This is a genomic window from Phycisphaerales bacterium (assembly GCA_035627955.1).
In the GTDB taxonomy this organism is placed as follows: Bacteria; Planctomycetota; Phycisphaerae; order Phycisphaerales; family UBA1924; genus JAEYTB01.
Map to the genome: position 1 here is coordinate 508,587 of DASPKU010000001.1, position 25,406 is coordinate 533,992.

The window sequence follows — 25,406 nt, forward strand, 5'->3', positions numbered from 1 at the left end:
GGATATTGGACGCTGTGTTAGTGGGGCTCCACGTTCAAGGTCGGTCCGGTGAACCAGACCTTCCCGGCCGTGCCCGCCCCGAGCACATCGAGGCTGGGGTGAACGATGGTACGGGCGACGAGGCCTCCCGCACGCTTCATTGTCAGGGTTTCCTTCATCTTCCGGTGGTTGGGGAGCAGTCGCGTCCCCGGGTCCAGCGGACGCAGGTCGCTGAAGTCCCCCAGCGTGGGGCCCGAGGTCGGGGTGGTCGGGCCGGTGTCGGCCGGGCCGCCCATGATCGGGGGCGGGGGCGGCTCGGCCTGCGGCGCTTCGGCGGCGTCGAGCCCGCCGCCGGTTTGTGAACCGGGCAGGGAACCGATGCCGGAGCCATCGACCTCGACGAGAATGGCTGGCGTGGGCGTGGTGCGGATGCCAGGGACGATGGCCTGGTGGGTGACGCGGTCGGCGCCGTTGTCCAGGCCCATGGCGTGGCCCATCTCGTCGGCGATCACCGAGAGCAGGTCGATGCGCTCGCTCGCCAGGCCCGACTGTGCCGCCCTGTAGTGGCCGCGGTCGAGCGGGTACTCGGCGTCGTCGGTGATCGTGGAGTCGATGAACCAGCCCCAGCCCGCGGCGTCGGTGTCGATGAAGATGATGCCGTCCTCGTAGCGGCTGAGGTCGTTGCCCTCGAGGTCGATCACGCGGACCGTGAGCGAGTCGAGGAGGGAGAGGCGGTCGGCGCCGATGCCGGCGGCGGCCCAGCGTGCGCCGGCCTCGTCGAACGCGGCGGTGATCGCCGCGGCCGGGAGGGTCTGCGCATCGGGGTTGATGACCGGCAGCTGGCCGTAGGCGGCCTCGTCGGTCTTGGCCTGGATGTAGTCGAAGGAGGTCTGGCCCGAGGTGTTGCCGCGGATGCTGAGGAGGCCGAAGCGGCCCTCGGTGACGGACTCGTTGTAGAGGTGGCTGGCGACGACGGCGTTGTCGCGGATGACGTTGACCAGGCCGCCGCGGACCTTGACCTCGAAGGTGTAGTCGCGCCCGGCGATGACCGGGACGGCGACGCTGGCGTCGATGGTGACATCGGCGCCGCTGACGTGGCCGATGAGGACGCGGCCGGTGTCGGCGACCATGACGGCGAACTTGAAGTAGTTCGCGCCGTGGTAGTCGAACACGTAGCCGCCCTGGCCCCAGGTCTTCATCATGCTCTTGAGGTGGAGCAGGGCGCCGTTGGTGACGGGGAGCGAGCCGATCGTCATGAGGTTGATGGCACGCTCGCTCGCGGTGGCGGTCGCCATGAAGCGGGCATCGGAACCGCTGACCCACGTGCCGCCGCTGGGCGTGCCGAAGAACTGGCTGGCCGGGCTCAGCGGGGTGAAGTGGGTGGTGCGGTCCAGGGTGATCGATCCGGGCGGTGCCTGGACGACGACGTTGTCGAGCTGGGCGCCCGAGTCCTTGGCACCGATGCCGACGATGCCCTCGTTGATGAGGTGGGTGACGCCCTGTGCATCGACGCGCGGGGCATAGGTCCAGGAGACGGACTTGGTGCCCTGCGTGAGGGTGACCTGGCTGCCGTTGACCTTGAGGAGGACGACGTAGTCGGTGTCAGGACGCAGCTGAGCGTTCGCGACGTTGCGGACCATCCAGCCGCTGACGGTGCGCTCGCCGATCTCGAGCTTGTTGGTGGAGATGTTGATGCCGGCGAACTTGTAGTTCGTCGGGCTGATGTAATCGAAGATGAGGTAGGAGTTGGACTTCATGCCCGCGATGGGACGCATCGCATTGATGGTGGCCTGCATCTCGAAGTAGGTGGGGATGACGGTGTCGGACTGGTCGAAGAGCGCGAGCGCTTCGCCCGTGGTGCCGAGGCCGTTCTGGGGCATGACCTGCACGCGGCCGCCAGTGACCGTCCAGCTGCCGGACACGCGGTTGAAGCCTTGGGCGCCGCCGTCATCGAAGCTGGCGGAGCGGAGGACATCGCGCTGGCCGCCAGGGATGTTGCCGGCCTGCGGGTCGGCGGGGCCGCCGTGCGTGTCGGTCCAGGCGTCGTCGTGCTGGAGGACGAGGCCGAGCTCGCCGCTGGGCTCGCCGTTGCGGGCGATGGCGTCGGCGGTGGGCGCACCCGGGGCCGCGGCATCACGTGCACGGGTCATGTCCACGCCGTCACTGGCTGAGAGGGCGTAGAGGAACTCGGGGAGCTGGGGCTGGACGGTGCGGCTGACGGTGGCCATGCCGTAGGGCGCGAAGGGGACGAGGTAGGAGTTCATCTCGCCCGTCCAGTCGATGAGGCGGTCGCCGCCGGTGTTGCCGACGAGCACGTCGCGCCCGCCGCCGCCGTAAGCGCGGTCCTCGAAGTAGGGCTGGGTGTCGTGCATGTTGTTGGCGAGCGGGTTGTTGGTGGCGCCCGTGGACGAGTGCTTGTCGTCCATGTTCATGAGATCGTTGCCGAGGCCGCCGTAGGCGTCGTCGCGGCCGGTGCCGCCCACGAGCCAGTCGTTGCCGGTGTCGCCGAAGAGCTTGTCGGCGCCGTCGTCCCACGCCTGGGCGTAGGGGATGGTCTGGTTGCCGTTCCCCGGAGCGAGGCCTGCCGGGCGGATGACGCCCTCAGTCTCAGAGAAGTTGAGGAGGAACTCGTAGACGGTTCCGTTGGGAGCGGCCGCGACCATGATCTTGCGGAGCGGGTTGTACTCGTCGTAGAGGGCGAACTCGCCGGCGCGGTTGCGATTGGCGTGCTGCGCGTCCACGTCGATCGGGTTGAAGAAGAGGACGTTGCCCGGGTTGTAGGGGCGGAGGAAGCCGGAGATCGTGAGGTTGTCGACTACCACGACGCCGGTGATGCCGCCGACGGAGTTGGGCTGGGTTGCTGCGCGGGTGCCGGCCGCGGCGGTGGGCAGGGCCTCGCCGCCGGAGATGGCGTCGTCGCCCGAGCCGCCGTGGATCCAGTCGCTGTTGAGGCCGCCGAAGATGATGTCGTCGTTGACGTGGCTGGGCTGGGTGCCCATGCCGCTGGTGCCGTTGCGGCCGACGGTGCCAAACTCGTCGCTCGTGCCGTTGAAGCCGGTGTCGGAGCTGAATGGAGTGATGTCGACGGTCTTCTTGAGCTCGTGCTCGAGGTTGAGCCAGGCCTGCTGGATGTTGCCGGGGGTGTAGATGAACTCGTTGAGGACGTTGCCGTTGGAGAAGCGGTCGTCGGGGTCGGTCGCGAGCAGGGCGGAGATGCCGTAGAGGGGCTCGCCGTAGCTGGCGCTGTTGCGGCTGGTGAAGATGCGGCCGTCGTCGCCGATGACGCCATCGTTGCCGGCGCCGCCGGAGATCCAGTCGTTGCCCCAGCCGCCGACGATGTCGTCGTCCTGACCGTCGCCGAAGAGGCGGTCGTTGCCCTTGGTGCCGTAGATGAAGTCGTCGCCGGACTCGCCGTGGACTTCGTCATCACCGCCGCGGTTGGTGAGGGCCGCGGCCGAGTAGTTGGGACCGCCCTCGGTGTAGTCGAGGAGGCGTGCGGCGCGGGGCACGATCTTGACCGAGCCGTAGTTGTCGTAGTTGAAGGTGAGGAACGCGGGGGCGCCCGCGGCGACGGCGCCGTTGAGGCCCACGAGGCGGAAGATGTTGCCGTTGTCGGCCAAGATCATGTCCGAGTCGTCGGCATGGCCGGTGGCGGTGGTGGTGATGACGCCGGTCGCCGCGTCGAAGGTGGCAGCGCCGACGTCGTTGCGTCCGGTGTTGACGCCCGAACCGCCGAAGAGCAGGTCGCTGCCGTCTGGGCGGGTGTTGGGGCCGGTGCCGGGGACGGCGGAGATGCCGTCGGTCTTCATGTAGAAGTTGGAGCTGCCGCCGACGATGTCGTCCTGGCCCTGGTTGCCGAAGACGGCGTCGTTGCCGCCGCCGCCCTCGATGTAGTCATGGCCGTTGCTGGTCGCGTTGAACGAAGCGAACCAGACGAGCAGGCCGGTGGTGCCGCCGCCGTCGGCGCCGCGGGACGCGCTCACGCGCCCACGGATAGACGGGTTGGTGACCACGTTGCCGTTGGCGTCGTACTCGCTGCGGTAGGCGATGAAGTCGATGGAGCCGTCGCCCTGGACGACGTCGTTGCCCAGCTCGCTGAAGACGGTGTCGTCATCAGCGCCGCCGGCGATGTAGTCGTTGCCATGGAAGGCGGCCACCGAGTCGTCGGTGTGGCCGACGAGGGTGATGGTGAAGTCGCCCCAGACGGGTGCGTAGACGCGCTTGACGCGGCCTTCCGGATCGCCGCGCGGGTCGAGGCGGGCGACGCCGTCCACCAGGTCCTGGCCGGAGTTGGCCGGGTTGGTGCTGTAGATCTGCGTTCCCTGGAGGGCCTCGAAGCGGGCGTTGGTGAAGACGTTGAGGGTCGCGGTGCGGTCGAGGCGGGCGTGGTCACCGAAGACCACGTCCATGCCGACGCCGCCGTCGATGGCGTCGTTGCCGGTGCCGCCGAGCAGGACGTCCTGACCGCCGTTGCCGTACATGTAGTCGTCGGCGCCGTTCTGGGCCGAGAGCGACACGATGACGCGGGAACGGAGCGTGGTCTGGAGGGACTGCGGGAGGGTGGGCACGTTCTTGGTGGTGTCACGCGGACCGGCGACGTCCTGAGTGACCAGGCCGTGGTCGCCGATGATGACGTCGTCGAAGTCGCCGTGGATGTTGGAGGAGGTGGAGCCAGGGGCGTCGCCCTCGAGCAGGTCGCTGCCCGCGATCACCGCGTCGGTGTTGGCCGGGCGGTTGAGCGGGTTGGCGATGTCGCTGGCGGCGGTGCTGGCCATGGAGAGCTGGCGGGTGATGAAGTCGACGTTGACGCCCGAGTCGCCGTAGATGAAGTCGATGCCACGCTGGCCGTGGATGGTGTCGTTGCCCGAGCCGCCGGCAAGGTGATCACCGGCCTGGCTGCCGATGATGAGGTCGTCGCCCATGCCGCCGTAGGCGGTGAAGCCAACGCTGGGCACCTGGCCCGCGGGGATGGCTGCGAAGAGCTGCGACGCGTCGATGACGTCGTTGCCGGCACGCAGGTAGGGGTTGGCGAGGGGGAACACGAAGAAGTCGGTGTTCTGGCCCAGGCGGTTGCGCTGAACGATGTTGTGAGCGCCGTTGGTGAGACCGGCCCACAGGGCGGAGAGGTCCGCGTCGGTGGTGAGGTCCTTGCGGATCAGGATCATCGTCTGGCTGCCGTCGCCGTTGTCGACGATCTGGCTGACGGTGCCGACAAGCACGCCGTCAACGGTGATGAGGCCCTCGGGGACGAAGCCTGCGTCGATCCAGCTGCCGCTGGCACGGGTGATGGTGCCGAGCGTCTGGCCCCACATGCTGACCGAGCCGAAGGTGACGGGGAGGTTGTCCTCGTGCGGCTGGGGCTTGTTGGCGAACTTGCCGAGCGAGAGCTTGTCGGGCTTGCCGTTGTACCAGACGGCGTCCTGGCTGGTGTCGCCGTAGACCACCAGCGGGGAGTTGATGACGACAGTGGCCCCGAAGCTGCCGGTCGCGAGCGGCGTGCCGCTGACGAGCAGCGTGAGGCCGTCGGCGCTGAAGCCGGTGACCACGAGCTGCGCGGAGGTCTCGCCGTTCTGGGTGAGCCACGGGACGCCGGCGGCGAGGCCCATGCCGGTCATGGTGAGCTGCTGGCCGATAGCGAAGTTGAGGTCGGTGTCCCAGCGGACGCCGTCGGTGCGGGTGACCTGGCCGGGGGCGACGCTGTAGGTGCCGTTGAAGGACGGGGAGGCGCCAGTGACGTTGATGGCGTCGCCGCCGACGCGGACGATGCCGACAACGAGGTTGACGGTGCCGACGTTGGCGATGACGCCGCCCTCGATCGTGAGCGTGCGCCCGTCGGCGCTGATGCTCTTGACCGTGAGCGTGTCGGGCTGGCCGGTGACCATGATGTCCTGACCGGCGGCGAAGCCGTCGGCGGTCCAGCTGCCGCTGGCGCGGAAGATGGTGGTGGGCGTGGTGGTGAAGGCGCCGGAGACATTGAAGCGGCTGGCGCGGGCGACGGTGCCGTTCACCGTGCCGGGCGTGAGCGTGTTGCCGGTGAGCAGCATGGCGCTGCCCAGGCCGGCAAGACCGTTGTTGTCGAAGTCGGTGATGGTGTAGAGCTGCGTGACGCCGCCCGTGGTGAACGCGACGGTCTGGCCGATGGCGAACCCGAGGTTCTGCCACGGCAGGTTGTCGTTGCGGATGACGCGGTCGCCCTGGACGGTGAAGGAGCCGGTGACCGAGAGGTCATCGACGACCGACACCATGCCCTTGAACTCAACCGCCTGCGTGCTGACCGCCCCACTGCCGCCGGCGAGCAGGAGCTTGCTGCCGGTGCCGCCGGGCTGGTTGCCGAAGCCGACCACCGTGAACGCGGCCGAGCCGCCGGGGGTGGAGACGACGACGCGCTGGCCGATCTTGAACCCGTACTTGGCCCAGGAGAGGCCGTCGGCGCGGGCGAGCTCGGCGTTGCCGCTGCCGGTGTTGGCGAAGGTGTAGTCGGTGGTGACGGTGAGAAGGGCGTTGCCGCCGCCGTGCACGGCGGTGATGCCGCCGTGGTTGGAGACGGTGGTCTCCTCGCCGGTGAGGGGGTCGTGGTCGGGGCCGGGGCGGAGGGTGCCCTGGATGTCGAGCTTGTCGTTGCCCTGGCCGAGGAGGACGTTGAGGACCTCGATGGTGGAGCGGCCGGTGTCGGTGGTGAAGTTGCCGTCGTTATCGAGGGCGATTGAGCCGAAGCTGATGCCGCCGGGGTAGATGCCGGGCTCGCCGAAGGGCGCGGTCCAGGCGCTGTTGGGGTCGCGGAAGTCGAGGGCGGAGCCCATGTTCAGGCCGGTGAGGGCCGTGGAGGTGAGGACGCCGGAGAGGTTCTCGCGGCTGCCGTCGGCGTAGATGTTGAGCGTGTCGACGCTCATCTTCTCGGGCATCTGCGTGGGGACATTGAACTGCGGGCCGTTGGCCTCGCCCGCGAGCATGATGGCGGGGCGGAGCGAGCGGTCGGCGGCGGTGGCGCCGCCCTCGACCGAGAGGGGCCCACGGATGCCGTCGAGCCTGTGCTCGCGCTTGGGGAAGGAGCGGAAGTTCTCGTGGCCGGGCTGGACGTCGTAGCCCGGGTCGGCGAGGACGTTGACGGTCTTGGCGATGTGCCAATCGGCCGCGCCGGAGATGGGGTCGTTGGGATCGGAAGGCGCGATGAAGGTGGCCACGGCGGCCCACTGGGTAAGCGTCATCACGCTGGTGCCGCTGGTGGTGAGCTTGGCGGCGCCGGGGATGGTGGTGACGTTGGCGGGGTCGGTGATGACCAGGAGGTCGAGGATGCCCGGCGCGGTGCCGGTGATGAGACCGATCTTGAAGGTGCTGCCGCCGAAGGCGGTGCTGCGGAAGATCTGACCCTCGAGGAAGCCGCTGTCGAGCCAGCTGCTGCCGTCGGTGCGGCGGAGCGTGCCGAGCATCTTGCTCGCGCTGGTGTAGACGCCGTTGGTGGCGCCGCCGCTGGTGGTCATGGTCTTGCCGTCGGCGGAGAAGCCGGTGACGGTGAACTTGCCGGTGCTGCCGTCGCCGACGATGACGGTCTGACCGACCGCGAAGCCGTCGTCGATGAAGCTGCCGTCGCCGCTGCGGGTGATGGTGTTGCCGCCGCTGACGGTGACGCTGCCGGCGAAGAGGAGGAAGGCCTTCTCGGCGGCGCGGTACTCGATGTCGCCGGTGTAGGTGCCGACCTCGACCAGCTGCGAGACGATCGCGTCGGTGAGGTTGGCCGTGCCGTTGCTGGTGTCGAGGGTCATCGACTTGCCGTCGATGGAGATGGCCGTGACCTTGCCCTCGATGTCGGGCTGGCCGCTGGCACTGATGCGGACCCGCATGCCGACGGTGAAGCCGTCGGCCGTCCATGTGCCGAGCTCGGAGCCGGCGGCGCGGGCGACGTTCTGGCCGCTGATCGAGACGTTGCCCTTGAACATCTGGACGGGGCGGAGGCCGCCCACGGCCTTGTAGGTGATGCCGGGGCCCGCGACGATGTCGGTCTGGCCGTCGGTAACGAGCGCGACATCGACGTTCGCCGAGGGCGGGCTCGTGAGGCGGAGCGTGTAGCTGTCGCCTGTGCCGGGGCCGCCGTTGGCGGTGCCGGCCTTGACGAGCGTGCGGCCGGCGGACTCGACCTGGTAGAGGCCGGGGTTCTCGTCATCGACGACGAGGGCGTCGAGGCGCTCGGTCTCGACGGGCTGCGAGTAGGAGGTGCTGGTGGTGAAGGCCGCGTCGACCTTGTGCGTGATGGTGGTGTTGTGCGGGTCCTCGGCGGCGCCGTCATTGCGGGCGATGACGCGGATGAGGACGGGCTGATCCCAGTTGGCGGTGGTGAACTCGACGTAGTACTTGCCGGGGGTGTCGGCCGTGGCCGGGATGAGGGTGTGGAAGCGGTTGAAGGGGTCGCTGGACTCGAGCACGGCCTCGCTGTCGCCCATGTCGATCACGATGCGGACGACGCCCGCGCCGGGGTCGTTGGCGAGCTCGACGGCGTAGAGGTCGCCCGCGCCGGTGACCGAGGTGCCCTCGAGGGTCTTGGTGGTGTTGTCGATCGGGTGGTTGTTGTACTTGGCCAGGCCGCCCGCGCTGGTGGGGTCGAGCTGGGTGACGATGATCGACGGCTTGTCGTCATCGCGCACCGTGGCCTCGACGTTGCGGACGATCGCGCCGTGGAAGCGGGCGTCGTCACTGACCACGGAGTGGCTGATGGTGACGGTGCGGTCGCCCTCGGCGAGGGTGTCGTCGACGGCCTCGACATGGACCGTCTTGGGGCTGTTCCAGTTGAACTCATCGAAGACGAGCACAATGGCGCGCTTGGGGATGTGGACGAGCACGCCGTCGATGTAGACCTCGCGGTCAAAGTCGGCGGCGACCTCGGAGACGAGCAGGCTGTCGCCGGTGCCGAGGTTGTCGTGGATGTCGCCGGCGGAGAGGAAGCCGGCGTTGCCGTGCTCTTCCTGCGGGCTCATGGCGGCGGAGACGGTGACGAAGACCTTCTTGCCGCTGCCGGGCTTGACCGCGAGGGAGACGAAGTAGGAGTCGACGACAGTGCCGTCCTCGCGGACCTCGGTGAAGCCGTCGGTCTCCTCGATGACGATCTGGCCCTGCGTGCCGCGGGCGACGCTGGTCACGATCCCGTCGGCCACCAGGCCGTTGTAGTCGCGGTCGGCGGAGGTGATGCGGTTGTTGATGACGCCGCTGGTGCCCTCGATGTCGCGCGAGACGACCTCGCCGGCAACGTCGCCGGCGACGTTGATGGCGTCGTTGCCAAGGCCGCCGATGACGCGGGTGGCCACGCCGGGCTGGGTGGAGAGGACATCGATGGTGTCGTCGCCCTCGAGGGCGTCGACTTCGAGGACCTCGACGTTCTGGTAGGTGACGGTGAGGCCGGCGCCGAAGATGCCCTTCTCGGTGACGACGAGGTGGTCGGCGAACTCGGTGCCGAGCACCACGAGCTTGTCGAAGCCGTTGCCGCCGTCGACGGACACCGGTGCGTTGATGTTGTACTCGACCTGGTTGTTGCCGGCGCCGGTGCGGATCTCGGTCTCCGCGGCAGTGCTGAAGCCGGCGGTGAGCTTGGGACGGGCGATCAGGTGCTCGGGGTCGATCCAGTCGATCTCGCCGGTCGCGGTGGTCTCGGCGAGGGCGAAGGCGCGGACCGTGAACAGGTCGTTGCCGTCGTCACCCTCGAGGCGCACCACGGCCTGGTTGCTGTAGACGGTGAAGGTGTCGTCGCCGACGCCGCCCTGCGCCAGCAGCGGGCTGGTCGCGCCGGCGCTGAGCCAGCCGCGCGTGGTGGCGACGGTGCCGTACACGCTCTGGGGCGTGAGAGAGTTGGGCAGCTGCGGGAAGAGGTCGCTGGGGCTGACCAGCGAGCCACCGCTGGTGTCACCGATGGGGCGCGGCGTGGGCGGCTCGGAGCCGTCACGCTGGATGCCGTAGAGCTGGCCGACCTGGAAGGTGTCGTTGCCGGTGCCGCCGTCGAGCGTGGTGATGGCGGCGTTGTCATCGACCGCGAACACGTCGTTGCCGCCCTGGCCGAAGACCATGACGCGCCCGTTCATCGCATTGCTGTAGTTGATGCGTTCGAGGGTCTGGTTGCGCACGGCGCCGCTGTTGTTGGGGTCGGACGCGGTGGCGCGGGTGAGGTCGTCGTGGATGACGGCGACGAAGCCGGTGGTGTCCGCGTAGACGCCGGGCTGGCTGGTCTCGCCGGCGATGCCGCGGGTGCGGCGGAGGAGGAAGATGTCGTCGGCGGGCTTGCCCGCACCCTCCTGGCTGGGAGCGGCGTTGCGGCCCCAGATGGCGAGCATGTCGACGCCGTCGTCGGGCGCGCCGGTGTCGAGGACGTTGATCACGTAGTTGCGGTCGACGCCCTGAGAGCCGACGGTGTTGATGACCACCGAGTCGCTGCCGGCCTGGCCGTCGATGGTGAGGGTGTCGCTGCTGGCGTCCGCGGCGGCGGTCTGGACGTAGGCCATCGACTGGAGCTGGTTGACGATGACGAAGTCCTCGCCGTCACCCGTAGGCGCGAAGGCGCCGTGGGCGCTGGGCGCGTTGCTGCCGTAGACGCGGGTCTTGCCGCCGCTGTAGTTGGTGATCGCGCCGCCCTGCGGGATGGTCTGGCCCAGGCCGCCGGGGAGGAGCGCGTTAATGGCGCCCAGGAAGGTCTGGTGGAAGTAGATCTTGTCGGAGTCCTCGTTGCCGAAGATGCGGGTGAGGGCGCCGCTCGCGGTCGGGCCGTGGGCGACCACGCCGCGGAAGTTCATGGTGCTGCCCCAGCGGCCAAGGTCGCTGAGGCCGACGGTGTCGATCCCGATGCGGCGGTAGTCGCCGTAGATGTCGATGTTGCTGCCGGCCAGGATCTGGCTGTTGGCACTGGTGTTGATGTTGTCACCGACGCGGAGCACGATCGAGCCCGCGGGGGTGTTGATGAGGCCGTGCACGAGGGACTCGGGCGAGCCCTCGAGCAGGAGGACGCTGCCGCTGGCGAGGAGGTTGAGGTTCTCGCCCTGGATAGAGCTCTCGCGGACGGTGAAGCGGATGTTGCCGGTGAGAGCTTGGAGGAGCGGGACCTGCGCGTCCTCATCGACCTCGGTGAGGAAGATGTGGTTGCTTGCCCGCGCGGCCACGGTGCCCGCGGCGTACTCCTGCGAGTCGACCTCGAGGTCGTTGTTGGCGTTGTCCTGCGGGGCGAGGCTGCCGGCGGGGCTGCCGACGCTGCCGCCCAGGGCGTAGAGGTTGATGGTGTTGCCGATGACGTTCGCGGCGTCGTCGCCCGCGCCGCCAGCGCTGGCGTCGAGGATCGAGCCCGCGGCCGTGGCGAGGGTGACATCGCCCTTGGAGTGGACGACGTCCACCTGCATCGCGCCGGTGGTTTCGGTGAGGAAGATGCCGTAGGTGCCGGCGGTCGCCGGGTTGAAGGGTGGCACCAGCTTGTTGAAGGTGGTGGTGTCGGAGGCCGTGTCGGTGACGTTGAGGACGCCCAGGGCGCCGCCGTTGGCGTCGACGTTGATCTCGAGGAAGTTGCCGGGCGTGCCCACGCCGCCGCGACCGGCCTTGTCGGAGGACCCGCCGGTGATCAGGTTGTCACCCGCGGTCATGGTGATGTTGCGGCCGGTAACGTCGGCGGTGCCGGGCAGTCCATCGTCGAGTGCGTCGATGATGGCGGCGGGCGAGTTGAGGGTGACGTTGCTGGCGGTGGAGCGGATCTCGCCCACGCGGAGATCATCGACCTTCTCGCTCACGATGATGAAGCCGTTGGTGAGGACGTCGATGTGGTGGACGTCGGCGGCGTTGGCGACGAAGCCGGTGCCGACGATCTCGGTGATGGCGCGGACGTTGATGATGTTGTCAGCGCCGGCGTTCGGGGACGCGGCCGCGATCACGATGTTGCGCTGCGAGGTGATGCCGGCGCGGGTGCGCCCGCCGGTCGCGTCGAGGGCGCGCATGTCGTAGGTGCTGTCGATGTGGCTGGCGCTGGAGCCCTGGTTGGCGAAGACGCCGGCCTGGAGGGCCGGGGCGCCGGCCGCGCCCGCATCGGGGGTGTCGAAGAAGGTGAAGTGGCGCTCGCCCGAGGGCTCGCCGCTGTACTTCACGAGGACGCCGCCGGTGCGCCCGGCGCTGCCGCCGGGGTAGGTGACGCCGTTGACGCTGGTCTCCTGCACGCTGCCCCGGAGCAGGATGTTGGCGTCGCCCTGGGTGTCGACGGCGTCCATGATGACGCTGTAGGACGCGCCGGCCTCGCGCTTGCGGGCCTTGACGTCGAGCCATGCGAAGCCCTCGCCGCCGGCGACGTCGCCGCGGGCGAAGACCGTGAAGCGCTGGGCGGGCGTGAGGGTGTGGCGGACCGTGGCGCCAACCGTGGTCGGGTCGAGCGCGATGGGCGTGGTCGGGCTGTTGACGCTGGCGAGCTGGACGTGCAGGCCGTCGACGGCGATGACGTAGTAGTAGTTGCCGTCGACCAGGCCGCCGATGGCGGCGCCGGTGCTCTGGTAACGGACGAGCTCACCATTGAAGAACTGGTTGGGCCCGAGGTTGATGGAGCCGTCACCGCTCGCCCGGGCGGTGATGAAGCTGGTGGCGCTGGGCATGCCGGCGCTGTCGACCACGTCGACGTTGATGCGGCCGTTGCTGGCGCCGACGCGACCATCGGGCGTCTCGAGGGCGATGATGTTGGTGCGGATGAGGGCCGCGGGGTCGTTGTTGCCGTCGGCGCGGCTGCTGCCCGAGAGGATGTTGCCGTGGTTGTTGAAGACACGGGTGGTGCCGATGGGGTTCTCGATCAGCCCGTTGATGGTGATGTCGCCGCTGTTGTGCCGGGCCTCGATGCCGACGTAGGTCGGGGCGACCGTGCGCACGATGTTGAAGTCCAGCGTGCGTGAGTCGGTGTCGAGCAGCTCGACGATCGGGTCGACGGTGGTGTTGACGACGTTGACGCCGTTGATCTGGATCGGCTTGTCGGAGAAGTTGGTGATCGTGACCCGCTCGAAGGTGTCGCGGAACTCCCACGTGCCCGTGCCGTCGGTGTTGCGGATGGAGGTCTGGCCCGAGGTGCCGGTGGCGAAGTAGACCTGGCCGGGGTCGTCGTTGGCGATGTTGTTGACCCGGATGATGCTGTCCACGATGCCGCCGCTGGTCTTGGCGGAGTTGCCGCCTGCGATGTCGTTGACCGTGACGTTCACCGCCTTGGCGATGTTGCCGCTGGCGTCGATGATCAGCTCGGGGTTGCGGCCCGCGAGGATGAGCACGTCGGAGCTGAAGTCGATGGTCGCCTGCGGGTTGGTCGCGCCGAGGTTGCTCTCGTCGGTGTTGTCGCCGCCGGTCGCGAGCGAGCGCTTGCTGGAGTCAGACTCGCGCCGGACGACGAGAGAGCCGTTGTTGGTGTCCACGAAGAACGCGAGGTGGTCGAGCGTGCCGACGTTGGCCAGCAGACGCTGCGCGGCGTCCCAGCTGCCGGTCGCGCCCACATCGCGCGGGCCGGCGGTGACGAGGGCGTCGCCCTTGCCCGTGACGGACGAGGACAGCGTCGTGCTGTTGAACGAGTCGGAGCTGACGTGGCCGAAGAGGCCGGTGGCGCGGGAGAAGGTCTTGGCGCGAGAGTCGACGTTGTCGTAGCGGGCGCGGATGTCGACGCCCTCGAAGCCGGTGAGGAACGCGTCGGCGTCGAGGTTGACGATGTTGTGCAGGGTGCCCGAGGCGCTGGCGTCGGCGGTGCCGATGGCAACGAAGCCGCCGCCGCGCCCGTCGGCGTTGGCGCTGACGTTGTGCTCGGAGACGGTCGCGGCCAGGAGGGCGGTCTTGCCGCTGGCGGAGGCGCCGGTCTGGATGTCGGCCTTGGTGGTGCCGCCGGCGCTCACGGTGGTGAACGCGTTGCCGTCGCCGCCGAAGCCCAGGCCCGTGGCCTTGGCGTTGGTGTACTGCACGGTGCGGGTGTCGGCGGTGACGCGGAGGGCGCCGCCGGCGAGCACGTCGGAGTTCTGCTTGAGGGTGACGGTGGTGTTGTAGGAGATGACCGAGTCGGCATCGGCCACGGCCACGCCGACGAAGCCGCCGGTCTTGGCGTTGGCGGCCGCGGACGCCTTGTTGCTGGTGTAGGCCTCGACGGTGACGTCACCGCCGGCGACCACGCGGGCGCCGGTATCGACAAACGCGCTGTTGTTCACCGACTGGTTGCTGTCGGAGGCGGGGTTGCCCACGCCGACGAAGCCGCCGGTGCTGTTCTTGGTGCTGGCGGTGCCGTTGGTGGTGGAGAGGCCGGTCACGCGGACGTTGGAGCCGGCGGTGAGGGAGCCGCCGATGTTGGCCTCGACGGTGGGGTTGTAGTCCAGGACGCTGCGGTTAATCTGCACGCCGATGAAGCCGCCGCCCGAACCATTGGAGGTGGCGGAGGAGATGCCGTCGCCGCTGGGGGGCGAGACCACGTTCAGCGGCACGCCGCCGGGCCCGAAGACCTGGCCGGTGACGCTGTTGGTGAGGTCGATGCGGATGATGTTGTCGCCCGAGCCGGCGCTGAGCAGGCCGACGTTCTCGGGCCCGATGCGGTGGTTGCTGCCCGCGCCCGAGGCCGCGGTGAGCGAGAGCACCGAGCCGCCGGGGGTGAGGGCGAGGCTGAAGGTGTCGCCCGAGGGGTTGCGCACGTAGAACGTGCGGTCCTGCATGCTGACGTTGGTGAACGTGCCGGTGTCGAAGAAGCGAAGCGGCGCGTCGGTGGCCTTGGTGAGGTTGTGCGACGTGGCGCGACCATCAGCCGTCGCCTTGTCGGGCGAGAGGGCGATGGTGCTGCTCTCGATGGTGGGGTTGGCGGCGCCGGCGCTCACATCGTCGTCGGTGTTGAGCGTGAGGGTCGAGTTGCTCACGCCGGTCAGGGTGTAGGTGCCGTTGTTGCTGCCGGCGTTGGTGATGGTGATGGTCTGGCCGACGCGGAAGCCCGCGTCGAGCCAGCTGCCGCTGGCGCGGGTGATGCGGTCGTTGGCGCCGCCGCTCCCGTCGTTCACGAAGTTGACGGCCAGGCCGTCGACGAACGCGTGCAGGCGGATGGTGCCCTCGCCGTTGTCAACGTCGGCCACGCGGTAGGTCTGGCCGCTGGTCAGGCCGCCGATGGCGACCACCGGGCCGCCGCCCTCGCGGCTGGCGGTGTAGAGCACCACGTCGCCGTTGGCGAAGCCGGAGGGGACGGGGTGACCCTCGTCGGGGTGCTCCTCGATGGTGTTGACGAACTGGATGTTGTTCGCACCGCTGTCGTTGTCGAGCTTGGCGACGCCGTCCTCGGTGTCACCGGTGACGTCGGCCTGCTTGCTCGCGAAGTTGCGGCCGGTGGGGCCGTGGTAAGTGACGGCCTGGCCCTCGGTGTAGGCGGTGCCTGGGGCGGTGATGGTGGTGCCGCTGGCAGGCGTGAAGTTGGTCAGGTTGTGGAGCGGGGTGGTGAGCGGGTTGTAGGTGGCCAGGCGGATGGTGCGGCCATCGACCTTGATCACGTAGTACTGCCCGTTGACGTCGGCGTTGTGGATGTTGACGCCGGTGGAGCCGCTGGGGACCACGTAGCGGATGCGGTCGCCGGTCTCAAGGTTGTGGTCGGTGTCGAAAGTGATGGTGCTCTTGGCCACGTCCACGCCGGTCGCGCCGTCGAAGACCGAGCCGAAGCTGAACTCGTTGTTGCCAGTGACGACAACGCCGTACTCGCGCCCGCTGCTCAAGTTGTTGCCCGAACCGACGAACTGCACGACGTCGCCGGTCTCGAGGCCGTGGTTGGCGACGGTCACGGTGTCGTTGCCGGTGCTGCTAGAGGTGATCTGGTAGGTCGGGGTGGCGTCGCCGGCGGGGGCGGCGTTGGCCTGGATGGTGACCGAGCCGCCCGCACGGCCCACGCCGGCCTTGAAGGAGGCCTTGACGTTGGGGGCAACCTCCGCATCGGAATCCGAGCCGCCGAGGTTCACGAAGCCGCCGCCCACGCCCTTGGTGATGGCGTCGGCCTCAGGATTGGAGAGGGCGTCGACAGAGATGTTGGACGAGAGGTTGATGGTGCCGTTCGTGTTGACACGGGCCTCGACGGTGGGCTTCGAGGTGGCGCTGGAGAAGTTGATCTGGCCGGAGAAGAGGCCGCCCGTGACGGCCTGCGCGGTGGCGCTGGCGGTGTCGGTGGAGGTCGCGTCAACTGAGAGGTTGGCGCCGCCGGAGTTCGCGCCGTTCCTGATCTGGCCGTCGAAGAGGGCCTTTGTGGAGCCGTTGGTCGTGGAGCTGGCGCTCGTGGCGCCGATGCCGCCCAGGCCGCCGGCGATACCGCTGGAGCGGGCGGTGGCGCGGTTGTTGCCAATGGCGTTGAGCGTGACGTCGCCGGAGTTCGAGACGGTGAACGCGCTGCCCACCGAAGCCTCGGTGACGGAGTTCATCGTGGCGCTGGTGAGGGCGCCCGACGCCGCGGCGACACCGCCGGAAGCGGCGAAGGCGCGAGCGGTCGCGCCGAAGCTGGTGGGCTCGCCGGCGTTGACCTTGGACTGGACGGTGAGGTTGCTGGCGTGCAGCGAGCCCTTCACGAGCTTGCTGGTGACGGTGGGGCTGATCGTGACCGAGCTCTTCGAGAGACCGCCGGCGATGGCGCCAATGTTGGCGCCCGTCGTGGTGGCGTCGCCGTCGACGACCATCTTGGCCTCGACCAGGGCGTTGCCGCTGACGGTGATGTCCGCGCCGGTGGCGCCGTCGCCGATCTTCGCGACCACGTCCGGCGTCACGGTGATGAAGGCGAAGTTGGCGCCCACCGAGCCGATACCGGCGGAGACCCCGACAGCGCTGTTGTTGGCGTCAACCAGCGAGTCGGCCCGGACATTGAGGCTGCCGACGTTGTTGCCCGCGCCCTGGCCGATGTCAACGTTGTTGCCCACGTAGGCCAGCACGTCGGTGGCCGCGTCGTTGTGGACATCGATCTTGGTGAAGGTGACGCCTGCCGCGACGCCGCCGAAGGTCACGCCCAGCGCGAGCCCGGTGATGATCTGGTCCGCGTCAGCGGTGACGTTCACAGCCGAGGCGTCCTGGACGACCGCGTTGTCGATGATGCCGGCGGTGGTGGTGCTGGTGTTGGTGACGACCATGACACCCGCGCCCAGCCCGACGAGACCGGCACCGCCCGCGAAGGCGACGTCATCGATGTTCTCGTAAAGGTTGGCGGTGATGTCGATGGCTCCGCCGGCGGAGAGCGTGCCGCCCGCGGTGGCCGAGACGTTGGAAGCGATGTTGAGGACGCCGATGCCGGCGCCCGCGCCGGCGAAGCCCACGCCCACGCCGCCCTGCGTCATGGACATGCGCAGGTTCTCGACCGCGTTGACGTTGATGTCGCCGGTGGTGGTGGTCACCTCGGCGCTGCCGCCAATGGCGGCGTTGGTGCCCACCGACGGGCCGTCGAGCGTGCCGAGGAGCGCGGCCTGGTTGGGGGCCTTCGTGGTGAACCCGCCGGTGCCGCTGAGGGCCTGATAGGCGATGGCCGAGCGGCGGTTCTCGAAGGTGCTGGCGGTGTTGGGGTTGGTCGAGCCGTTGGTGAGGCCGACGTTGTCGCCGTCGCCGTTGATGATCCGGCCGATGTTGCTGCTGGCATCAGCGCCCTGCTGGGTGGCGTCGGCGTCGGCGGTGGCGCTGGGGTCATCGTCGTCCGCGAGGGCGTTCTCGGGGGCGCCGCCGTCACCGGAGTAGTTGCGGTCGAGCTGCTCGCCTACCGACCAGACGCTGACGGCGCCGGCGATGCCGACAAGGCCCAGCGAGCCGCTGGCCGTGATGCTCTCGATGTCCTTGATGCCCAGCGCGTTGACGGTGACCGAGTCCTTGGCGGCGACGCGGGCGTTGCTCTGGATCTCGGCGTTCGTGTTGTTGCGGACGACGCCGATATCGATCGCGCCCGAGAGGGCGCCGGCGCCCACGGCGAGCCCGCCGGCGTAGCTGGAGATGCGGGCCTCGTTCGCGGCGTTGACCACGACGTCCTGGCCGCCGCTGGCGTTTCCATTGTCGGTGATGTTCACATCGGCGTCGCCGATGTAGGCGTGCGTGTCGCTGTTGAGCACAGTGACGGTGACGCCACCAGCCAGGCCGATGAACCCGCCGCCGATGGCGACGTTGAGGTGGAAGATGTTCTCGCTGGAGTCCGCCTCGACCACCAGGCCACGGGCCGTGCCGGTGTTGAAGCCGTTCGCGTTGTTGCCGCCGTTGAGAGTGCCGTCAAAGACGCTGGTGTTCGCGGCGTTGCCGCGGGCATGGATCACGGCGCCGTTGCCGACGAAGGCGTTGGTGTGCTTGTTGATGGACATGACGCCGACGGACGCGCCGGCGCCGCCCAGGCCCACGCCCAGGGCGCCGTCGACCACCGCCACGTCGGTGTCGTTGATTGCGCGGACCTGCACGTTGCCCCAGGCGTCAGCGCCGCCGGAGACCGAGGCCTCCGTGGTGTTATTGACCACGAGCACGCTCACGCCGCCGCCGATGCCGACCGTCGCGCCGGCGATGCCGAACCCGACGAGGAGGATGTCTTCCTTGCTGTTGGCCTTGACCACGATGTCGCCCGCGGTCGCGTCGACGTCAGCGCCGCCCCGGACCTCGGCCTTGGTGGTGTTGGTGACCACACTGACATCCACGGCAGGAGCCACCGCGCCACCGCCGGACACGGCGACTGCCGCGGCGACGGCCAGGTGGTGGAAGTCGCTGGAGGCGCCCACGTCAACGCTGGGCGCCTCAACGTCGGCGTTGCCGCCGACGTAGGCGCGGGTGTCGTTGTTGATGGCGTTGACCACCGCGGTGACCGCGACGGCGGCGCTGCCGCTGCCCGCGAGGCCCGCGGCGACGCCATTGATCTGGTCGTAGTTGGTCGCGCTCAGCGAAATGCCGGTGTAGTTCGTATTCCCGGCGGAGAGCTGAACGCCGGCGCCGTTGAGCATGCTGCTGCTGGTGCTGCGGTTGGCCGGTCGGTTGTTGCCGTCGCCATCACTGACGGTCGGAGCATCGGCGTTGGTCAGGCTCGGGGACTTGACCTTGCCCTGCGAAGCCAGGGTGTCCGCATTGGGCTCGCTGTTGATGGACTCGGGGTTGATGTCGCCCTGAGGACCGCCGTTGGCAATCGGGGTAAGGGTGAAGCCGCCAGTGCCGGCCGCGACGGCGGAGTTGCCGTCGGCGGTAACGCGGGCGCCCGCGCCGATGAACGCGCCGGTCTGCTTGTTGGTGACGGTGACGACACCACCCGCGGTGACGGCGGCGCTGCCGGAGAGGCTGAGCATGCCGACGATGGCGTTGAGCTCGGTGTGCTCGTCGGCACGGATGCTGATGGAACCGCCCGCGTGCACATCGCCCGCGCCGGCTGAGTCTTGGCCGGCGTCGATTGTGGGCGTGGTGCTGCCGAAGAGGAAGTCGGGGTCATCGCCGACGAACGAGCGCGTGGTGACGTTCAGCACGTGGATGGAGGCGTCCACCGTGACGGCGGCGCTTCCGCTGGCGGCGATGCCCGCGGCCACCGAAGTCAGGTTCTCGAAGGAGTTGGCCTTGACGCTGATATTGCCGTCCACGTCCGCGTCAACGTTGGACTCGATGAACGCGTCGGTCCGCTTGGTGATGATGCCGACGTCGGCGCCCGCGCCCACCGCGGCGTTGCCGGAGATGGACAGGTTGCCCGCGACCGAGACGATCTTGGTCTGGTCGTCGGCGTGGACAGTGAGGTTGCCGCCCGCGTCGATGCTTGCGGAGCGATCAACGAAGGAGCGGGTGGTCTCGTTGAGGATGTTGATCACGGCGGAGCCGGCCACGCCGGCCGTGCTGGCGAAGCCACCGGCCGCGCCGATGGCGACCACCGTCTCGGTGGAGTGGGCATTGACGCTGACGTGGTTGGCGCCCGCGGGGGTGGTGACGTCGGCGTTCTGACCGATCCAGGCCTCGACCTTGTCGTTGTGGACCATGGTCGTGACGGCCGCGCCGACGCCGGCGCTGCTGCCGCCGCCGATGGAGCCCGCGATCTGCGTGGTCAGGAACGTGCCGCCCGCGTCGACGTTGACGCTGCCGGCGGTGATGATCGCCCCGCTCGCGCCGCCCTCGACGTAGGCCTGCGTCTCGGTATTCACGACCTGCACGGCCACCGAGCCCGCGACGCCGACGTTCTGGCCGATCCCCGCATTGCCCACCACGGTGAGCAGGTCCTCGCTGGAGTTCGCAGTGACGGAGGCGAGGCCGCTGACATCGACGTCAGCGCCGCGCCCGATCATGGCGTCGGTGTTCTTGTTGACGACCATCACGTCGAGGCCCGCGCCCACGCCCGTGCCGCTGGTGCCGACGCCGATGGAGCCGGCGACCGAGTTCCAGTCCAGCGTGTCATTCGCCGAGACAGAGAGCGAGCCGGCCTTGGAGGTGCCGCCCGTGAAGCCCTCGACCGTGCTGCCGCGCCCCATGCTGGCGAGCGTGCGGGTGGTGAACCAGTTGATGCCGACGGAGGCCGAGACAGAGACACTGCCGGTGCCACCCGCCGCGGCGACCGAGAGCGAGCCGAGCGAGAGGCTCGGGTCGTCGATGCCCTCGTCGTTGACCTTGGTCGGGAAGTCGATCGTGCCGGTCATGCCCATCACGTGCGACGCGTTGACATTGACCGCGCCGCTGGCCTGGACGATCGCGCCGTTGTCGTCACCGTCAGGGTCGCCAATGGCGGCGAAGGTGTTGGATCCGCCGGTGCCGGTGCCGACGATGTTGATCGCGAGCGTCGCGCCGATGGCGGTCTCGGTGGAGACCGCGGCCGAGGCCGCGACCGCCTGCAGGCCCATGTTGTGCTCGGCGGTGACGTTCACGTCGCCGCTGGACTTGACGGTCGCGCCGTCGCCCACGATGGCCATGGTCTCGACGTCGATCACGTTGAGGGCGATAGCGCCCGAGGCGGCGAAGCTGTTCTTGTTGCCCGAGGCGGTGTACGCGGTCGCGACGAAGTCGTTGCGCTCGCTGCCGGTGGTAACGGCCTCGATCGTAACGCCGTTGCCCTGCACGGCGGAGTTCGCGCCCACCTTCGCCGTGTTGCCCACCGACACGAAGTTCATCGCGACGGCCGCGCCGATGCTGGTCTCCTGGCTGAGGTCGACCGCGAGGGCGTCAGACTGGGCCTTGCTGTCGACGCTGGCCTGGGCGCTGATGGCGAGCGCGCCGCCGGTGGTGATGTCCGCCCCGCCGAGAGTCTCGACGGTGTTGGTCACCTTGATGTAGCCCATGGAGATGGACGCCGCGACGCCGACGCCGCCCGAGCTGTCGCCGCTCTGGCCGCCGCTGTTGCCGCTGTTGCTGCTGGCGGTGCTATTAGCGGAGTCGGTGTTGTTCTTGGCACTCGCAGAGCTGTCCGAGCGTCCGCCGCCGGAGGTCGCGTTGTTGTTCTTCTCGCCCTCGGCCTTGGTGTCGGCGTCCTCGGAGTCGTCGTCATCACCGCCCGCGGCGCTCGCGGTGACGTTGAGCACGCTGGTGAGGGTCATGCCCGCGCGCAGGGTGCCCGCGCCACCGGCATCGATATTGCGCCCGTCGAGCTGCGCCTTGTTGGTGTCGGTGACCCAGGTGACGCCCACGGAAGCGCCCACCGCGGCGCTGTCGCCCTTGGCCTCGGACGCAACGTCAAGTGCGATGTCGTGCGAGTGATCCGCGGTCAGGTTCACGTCCCCGGTGGAGTTCAGGGTGGTGCCGCTGCTGCCGATGCGGGCCTTGGTATCGCTCTCGCTGATGAACACTGCTACGGCGGCGCCCACGCCCGTGCCGCCGGCGGCCCCGTTGCTGGCCTCGGTGGCAGAGGTGTGATCGCCGACCGCTTCGACAGCGATGCTGCCGGCGGAGCCGGTGATCACGCTGTTGTTGAGGATCTCGGCAGTGGTGTCGTGGAGGGCGAGGCTGAGGGCGAAGGAGGCGCCCACGCCCACGCTGTCGGCGACGGCGCCGTTGCCCTCCGGCAGTGCGCGAGCCTCGTTCAGGGTGTGCGACTCGGCGCGGACCTTGAGGGCGCCGATGCCGCTGCCGTTGTCGGCGCCGTCCTGGAGCGTGACGGTGCCGGCGGTGTTCGCGGTGGTAATGATCTCCGCGCGGTTGATGGCGACCGAGCCGGCGACGCCCACGTTGGACGCGCCCGCGCCCGACGTGGCCTTCGCGATGGTGCTGTGGGCGACGTCCGCGAGGAAGTCGTCGTCATCGACGTCGTCGCTCGTAAGGGCGATCGCGGTGCCCTCGAGAGCGTTCGCGCGTGAGGTGGCGAGCTGCGCCCGCTCCTCATCGAGCATGATCACGTAGTAGGTGCCGCCGTCGGTGAGGCCGCCGATGGCCGCGCCCTCACCCTTGTGGTAGACGACCTCATCCCCGGTGTTGAGGCCCTTGTTCTTGCCAACCTCGAAGATGCGCACGGTGTTGGGGTTGGGGTTGAAGGTGATGTCGTCCTGCGGGAACGACAGGTCAAACTTGTGACTGCTGCCCGTGCCCGAGGAGGTGAGGTCCTTGCGGCCGTCCGTGCTGTCGGTGTCCTTGGCGTGGGCCTCGGTGTCGTAGAGCTCGACCTTGCCGCCGCCAATGTCGCGCACGTAGTAGGAGGTGCCGTCGGTCAGGCCGCCGATGTCATCGCCGCCGCCGTTGTCGTACTCGACCTCCTGCCCGGTCGCAAGGCCGTGGCCAGCGCCCAGGAAGATGGTCTCGGCGGTGGTGTCAACCACCGGGATGGTCGCGGTCTGCACGCCCACCTTGCGCTCGGTCATGAGCGCCTCGACCGTGAGGCCATCGCTGGTAATGGTGCTGGTGCCGAGCTTGGCGGTGTTGTCGACGTCGACGGTGTTGACCGCCACGGCGGCGCCCACCCCTGCGCTGCCCGCGTCCACCGCCTTGCCGTCGGCCTCGGAAGCGCCGTCAACGTTGCTGCGGGAGCGGATGGTCAGCATGCCGCCTGCGGTGATGATGCGGCCGTTGCCGATCTCGGCCTTGCTCTCGCTGTCGACGATGCTGATGGAGATGGCCGCGGCGACGGCGACGGAGTTGCCGTCCTGCCCGTCGTTCTCGCCGGAGGTCTCGGCCTTGGCCTTGGTCTCGGTGCCGGAGCCGTCGGCGCCACCGGAAGCGGCCCGGTCGTTACCCGCCGTGCGCTTGCTGTCGCCCTTGCCCTGTGCGTCCTGGCCGTCTTCCTTGGCGCCGCTGGCGCTGGCCTTGGAGCGGGTGCTGTTCTGCCCCACGGCGGATGCAGAGAAGGTGATGGCGCCGCCGGCCGCCACGTTGCGCAGCGTGGTGGAAGTGGTCGAGTCGTTGCTGTAGGTGAAGGACACGGCCGCGCCCACGGCAGCGCTGGAGCCCGCTGCCTCGCCGTCGGCGAGCGTGTTCACCTTGCCCGCGTACGTGGACTCTGCGGTGAGCGCGCCCGTCAGCGTCAGCGTGCCGCCGGTCTCGAGGATGGCGTTGGTGTCGTAGTTGGTGATGCCAACGGCCACAACGGGCGTTACGCCCACCGAGCCGCCGGACGCGCCACCCTTGGCCTCGGTGGTCGCGGTGTGGTCGGCGTTGGCGGACAACTTGAGGTCGTTGGCGCCCGTCAGCGTCGCACCCGTGGTCAGCTTGGCGAAGGTGTCGTTGTCGACGATGTTGATCGCGACCGAGGCGCCCACGCCGGTGGCGTCGCCGCTAACGCCGACCTTGGCCTTCGCCTCGGCCTTGCTCTCGGTGGTGGACTTGGACGTGGCGATGATGTTCGCGCCATTGGCCTGCACCGAGCCGCTCACGTTGGCGACGGTGTCCATCACCGACACGCCCAGGGTGAGCGAGCCGGCGACGCCGAGGTTGTCGCCGCCGCCGCCGGAGGTCGCGGTTGCGGTCTGCACGCTCTTGGGCGTGGTCGCGTTGATCTTGACGTTCGTGCCATCGACGATGGCGGTGCCGCCCAGGGTGGCGATCACATCGACGACCGCAACGTTCACGGCAACGCCGACGCCCACGGCCGTGCCGCCGGTCGCCTTGTTCGATCCGTCGCCGGTCGTGGTCAGGGTGAGCTTGCCGCTGGCGTCAAGGTTGACGTCGCCATTGGAGGCCCGCACCGCGCCTCCGGTGATGCTCGCGGTGGTGTTGCCGGTGGCGACGCCCACGGCCACGGCGGCGGCGAAGGTCACGCCGCCCTCGCCGGTGGTCGCCTTGTCGGAGTTGTTGCCGTCCTTGTTGGGGTCCTCGAGCCGCTTCTCGGATTCGTTGCTGCCGCCGCCGCTGCTGTTGGCGCCGCCGACGGTGGCCTTGGCGATGCTGGTGCCGTTGCGGTCGCTGTTGGCCTGCATCGTCACGCTGGCTGCGTCAACCGTGCCGCCGGTCACGGCCAGGCTCGTGTCACCCAGGAAGAGCGTGAAGGCAACCGTGCCGCCCTTGTCGCCGGTGAGGCCGTCGGCGGTGTTGCTGGCGGTGACGTTGTTGGTGGACTTGAAGGTGGCGGTGCCCGTGGCGTCGATGTCGCCGCCGCTGATGTTGATGCCCGTGGTGCTGTCGAGCACGCTGCTGGCAATGGCCGCATCGACGGTGTCGTCGTCGTCGTTGCTGTCATCGGGCAGGGTGGAGAGCGTGGAGTTGACGGTGTTCTTGGCCTCGACGCTCAGGTTGCCGCTGGCGTTGATGATGCCGCCGCTGATGTTGACGGTGGCGTCCGCGTTGGCGATGGCGAATGCGATGTTGACGTCGCCGGGGCTGAAGTCGCTGGTGGTGATCGTGATCGTGGACTCGGCCAGCAGCGTGATGTTGGCGCCCTGGAGCTGGGCGTTGCCGCCGCTGACGTTGATAGCGCTCTCGGCCGTGAACAGCAGGCCGTCGACGCCGGGCAGGCCCTCGGTATCGGTCGCGCTGGACTTCAGCGAGATGTCCTCGGTCGCGAAAACCTTTCCGGTGACGTTGATGTCTTCCTTCGACTGGACGTCGAGGCTCTTGAGCTGATAGCCGCCCGTGCCGACGATCGTGACCTTGTCGTCCTGGCCGATCAGCGGCAGCACGCCGCCGCCGTCGGTGATGATCTGGATGTCGTAGCGGTCGTCGCCCGCGACCTGGCCGGCGTTGTTGCTGAAGTCGATGGTGAAGCGGTCGCCCAGGAACTCGTTGCCGGTGACCGTGAGCTTGTTGACGCCGTCGTCGTTGAGGTCGCCCTCGGCGAGGATGCTGCCGTCCTCGGCGAGCAGGCGGAGGCGGTCGACGCCGCCGACGTCGGCAATGACGATCGAGTAGCTGTTGTCGTCCAGGTCGCCGTCGTTGAACTTCAGGAGGTCGCCCGCGGAGTAGGTGTAGCTGATGTCGGCCGCGAGCAGCGTGCGCGACTCCATGGCCTCGAGGGCGTAGGTGTGGCCGCGTGCCGCGTTGCCCATGGAGGCGATCGCCGCGCGGACGTGCCCGACCACGCTCTTGGGCTGACCGACGAAGGCGGACAGCAGGGAGGGCTTCAGCGACTTGGAGAACTTGCTCAT

General features: G+C 68.9%; 1 protein-coding gene. It reads right to left on the reverse strand.

Annotation, left to right across the window (positions count from 1 at the left end; genetic code table 11):
- Positions 1-17: 17 nt before the first annotated feature.
- Positions 18-25,406 (reverse strand): hypothetical protein, encoded by a 25,389-nt coding sequence (locus VD997_02120; GenBank protein ID HYE60766.1) that lies wholly within the window; start codon positions 25,404-25,406, stop codon positions 18-20.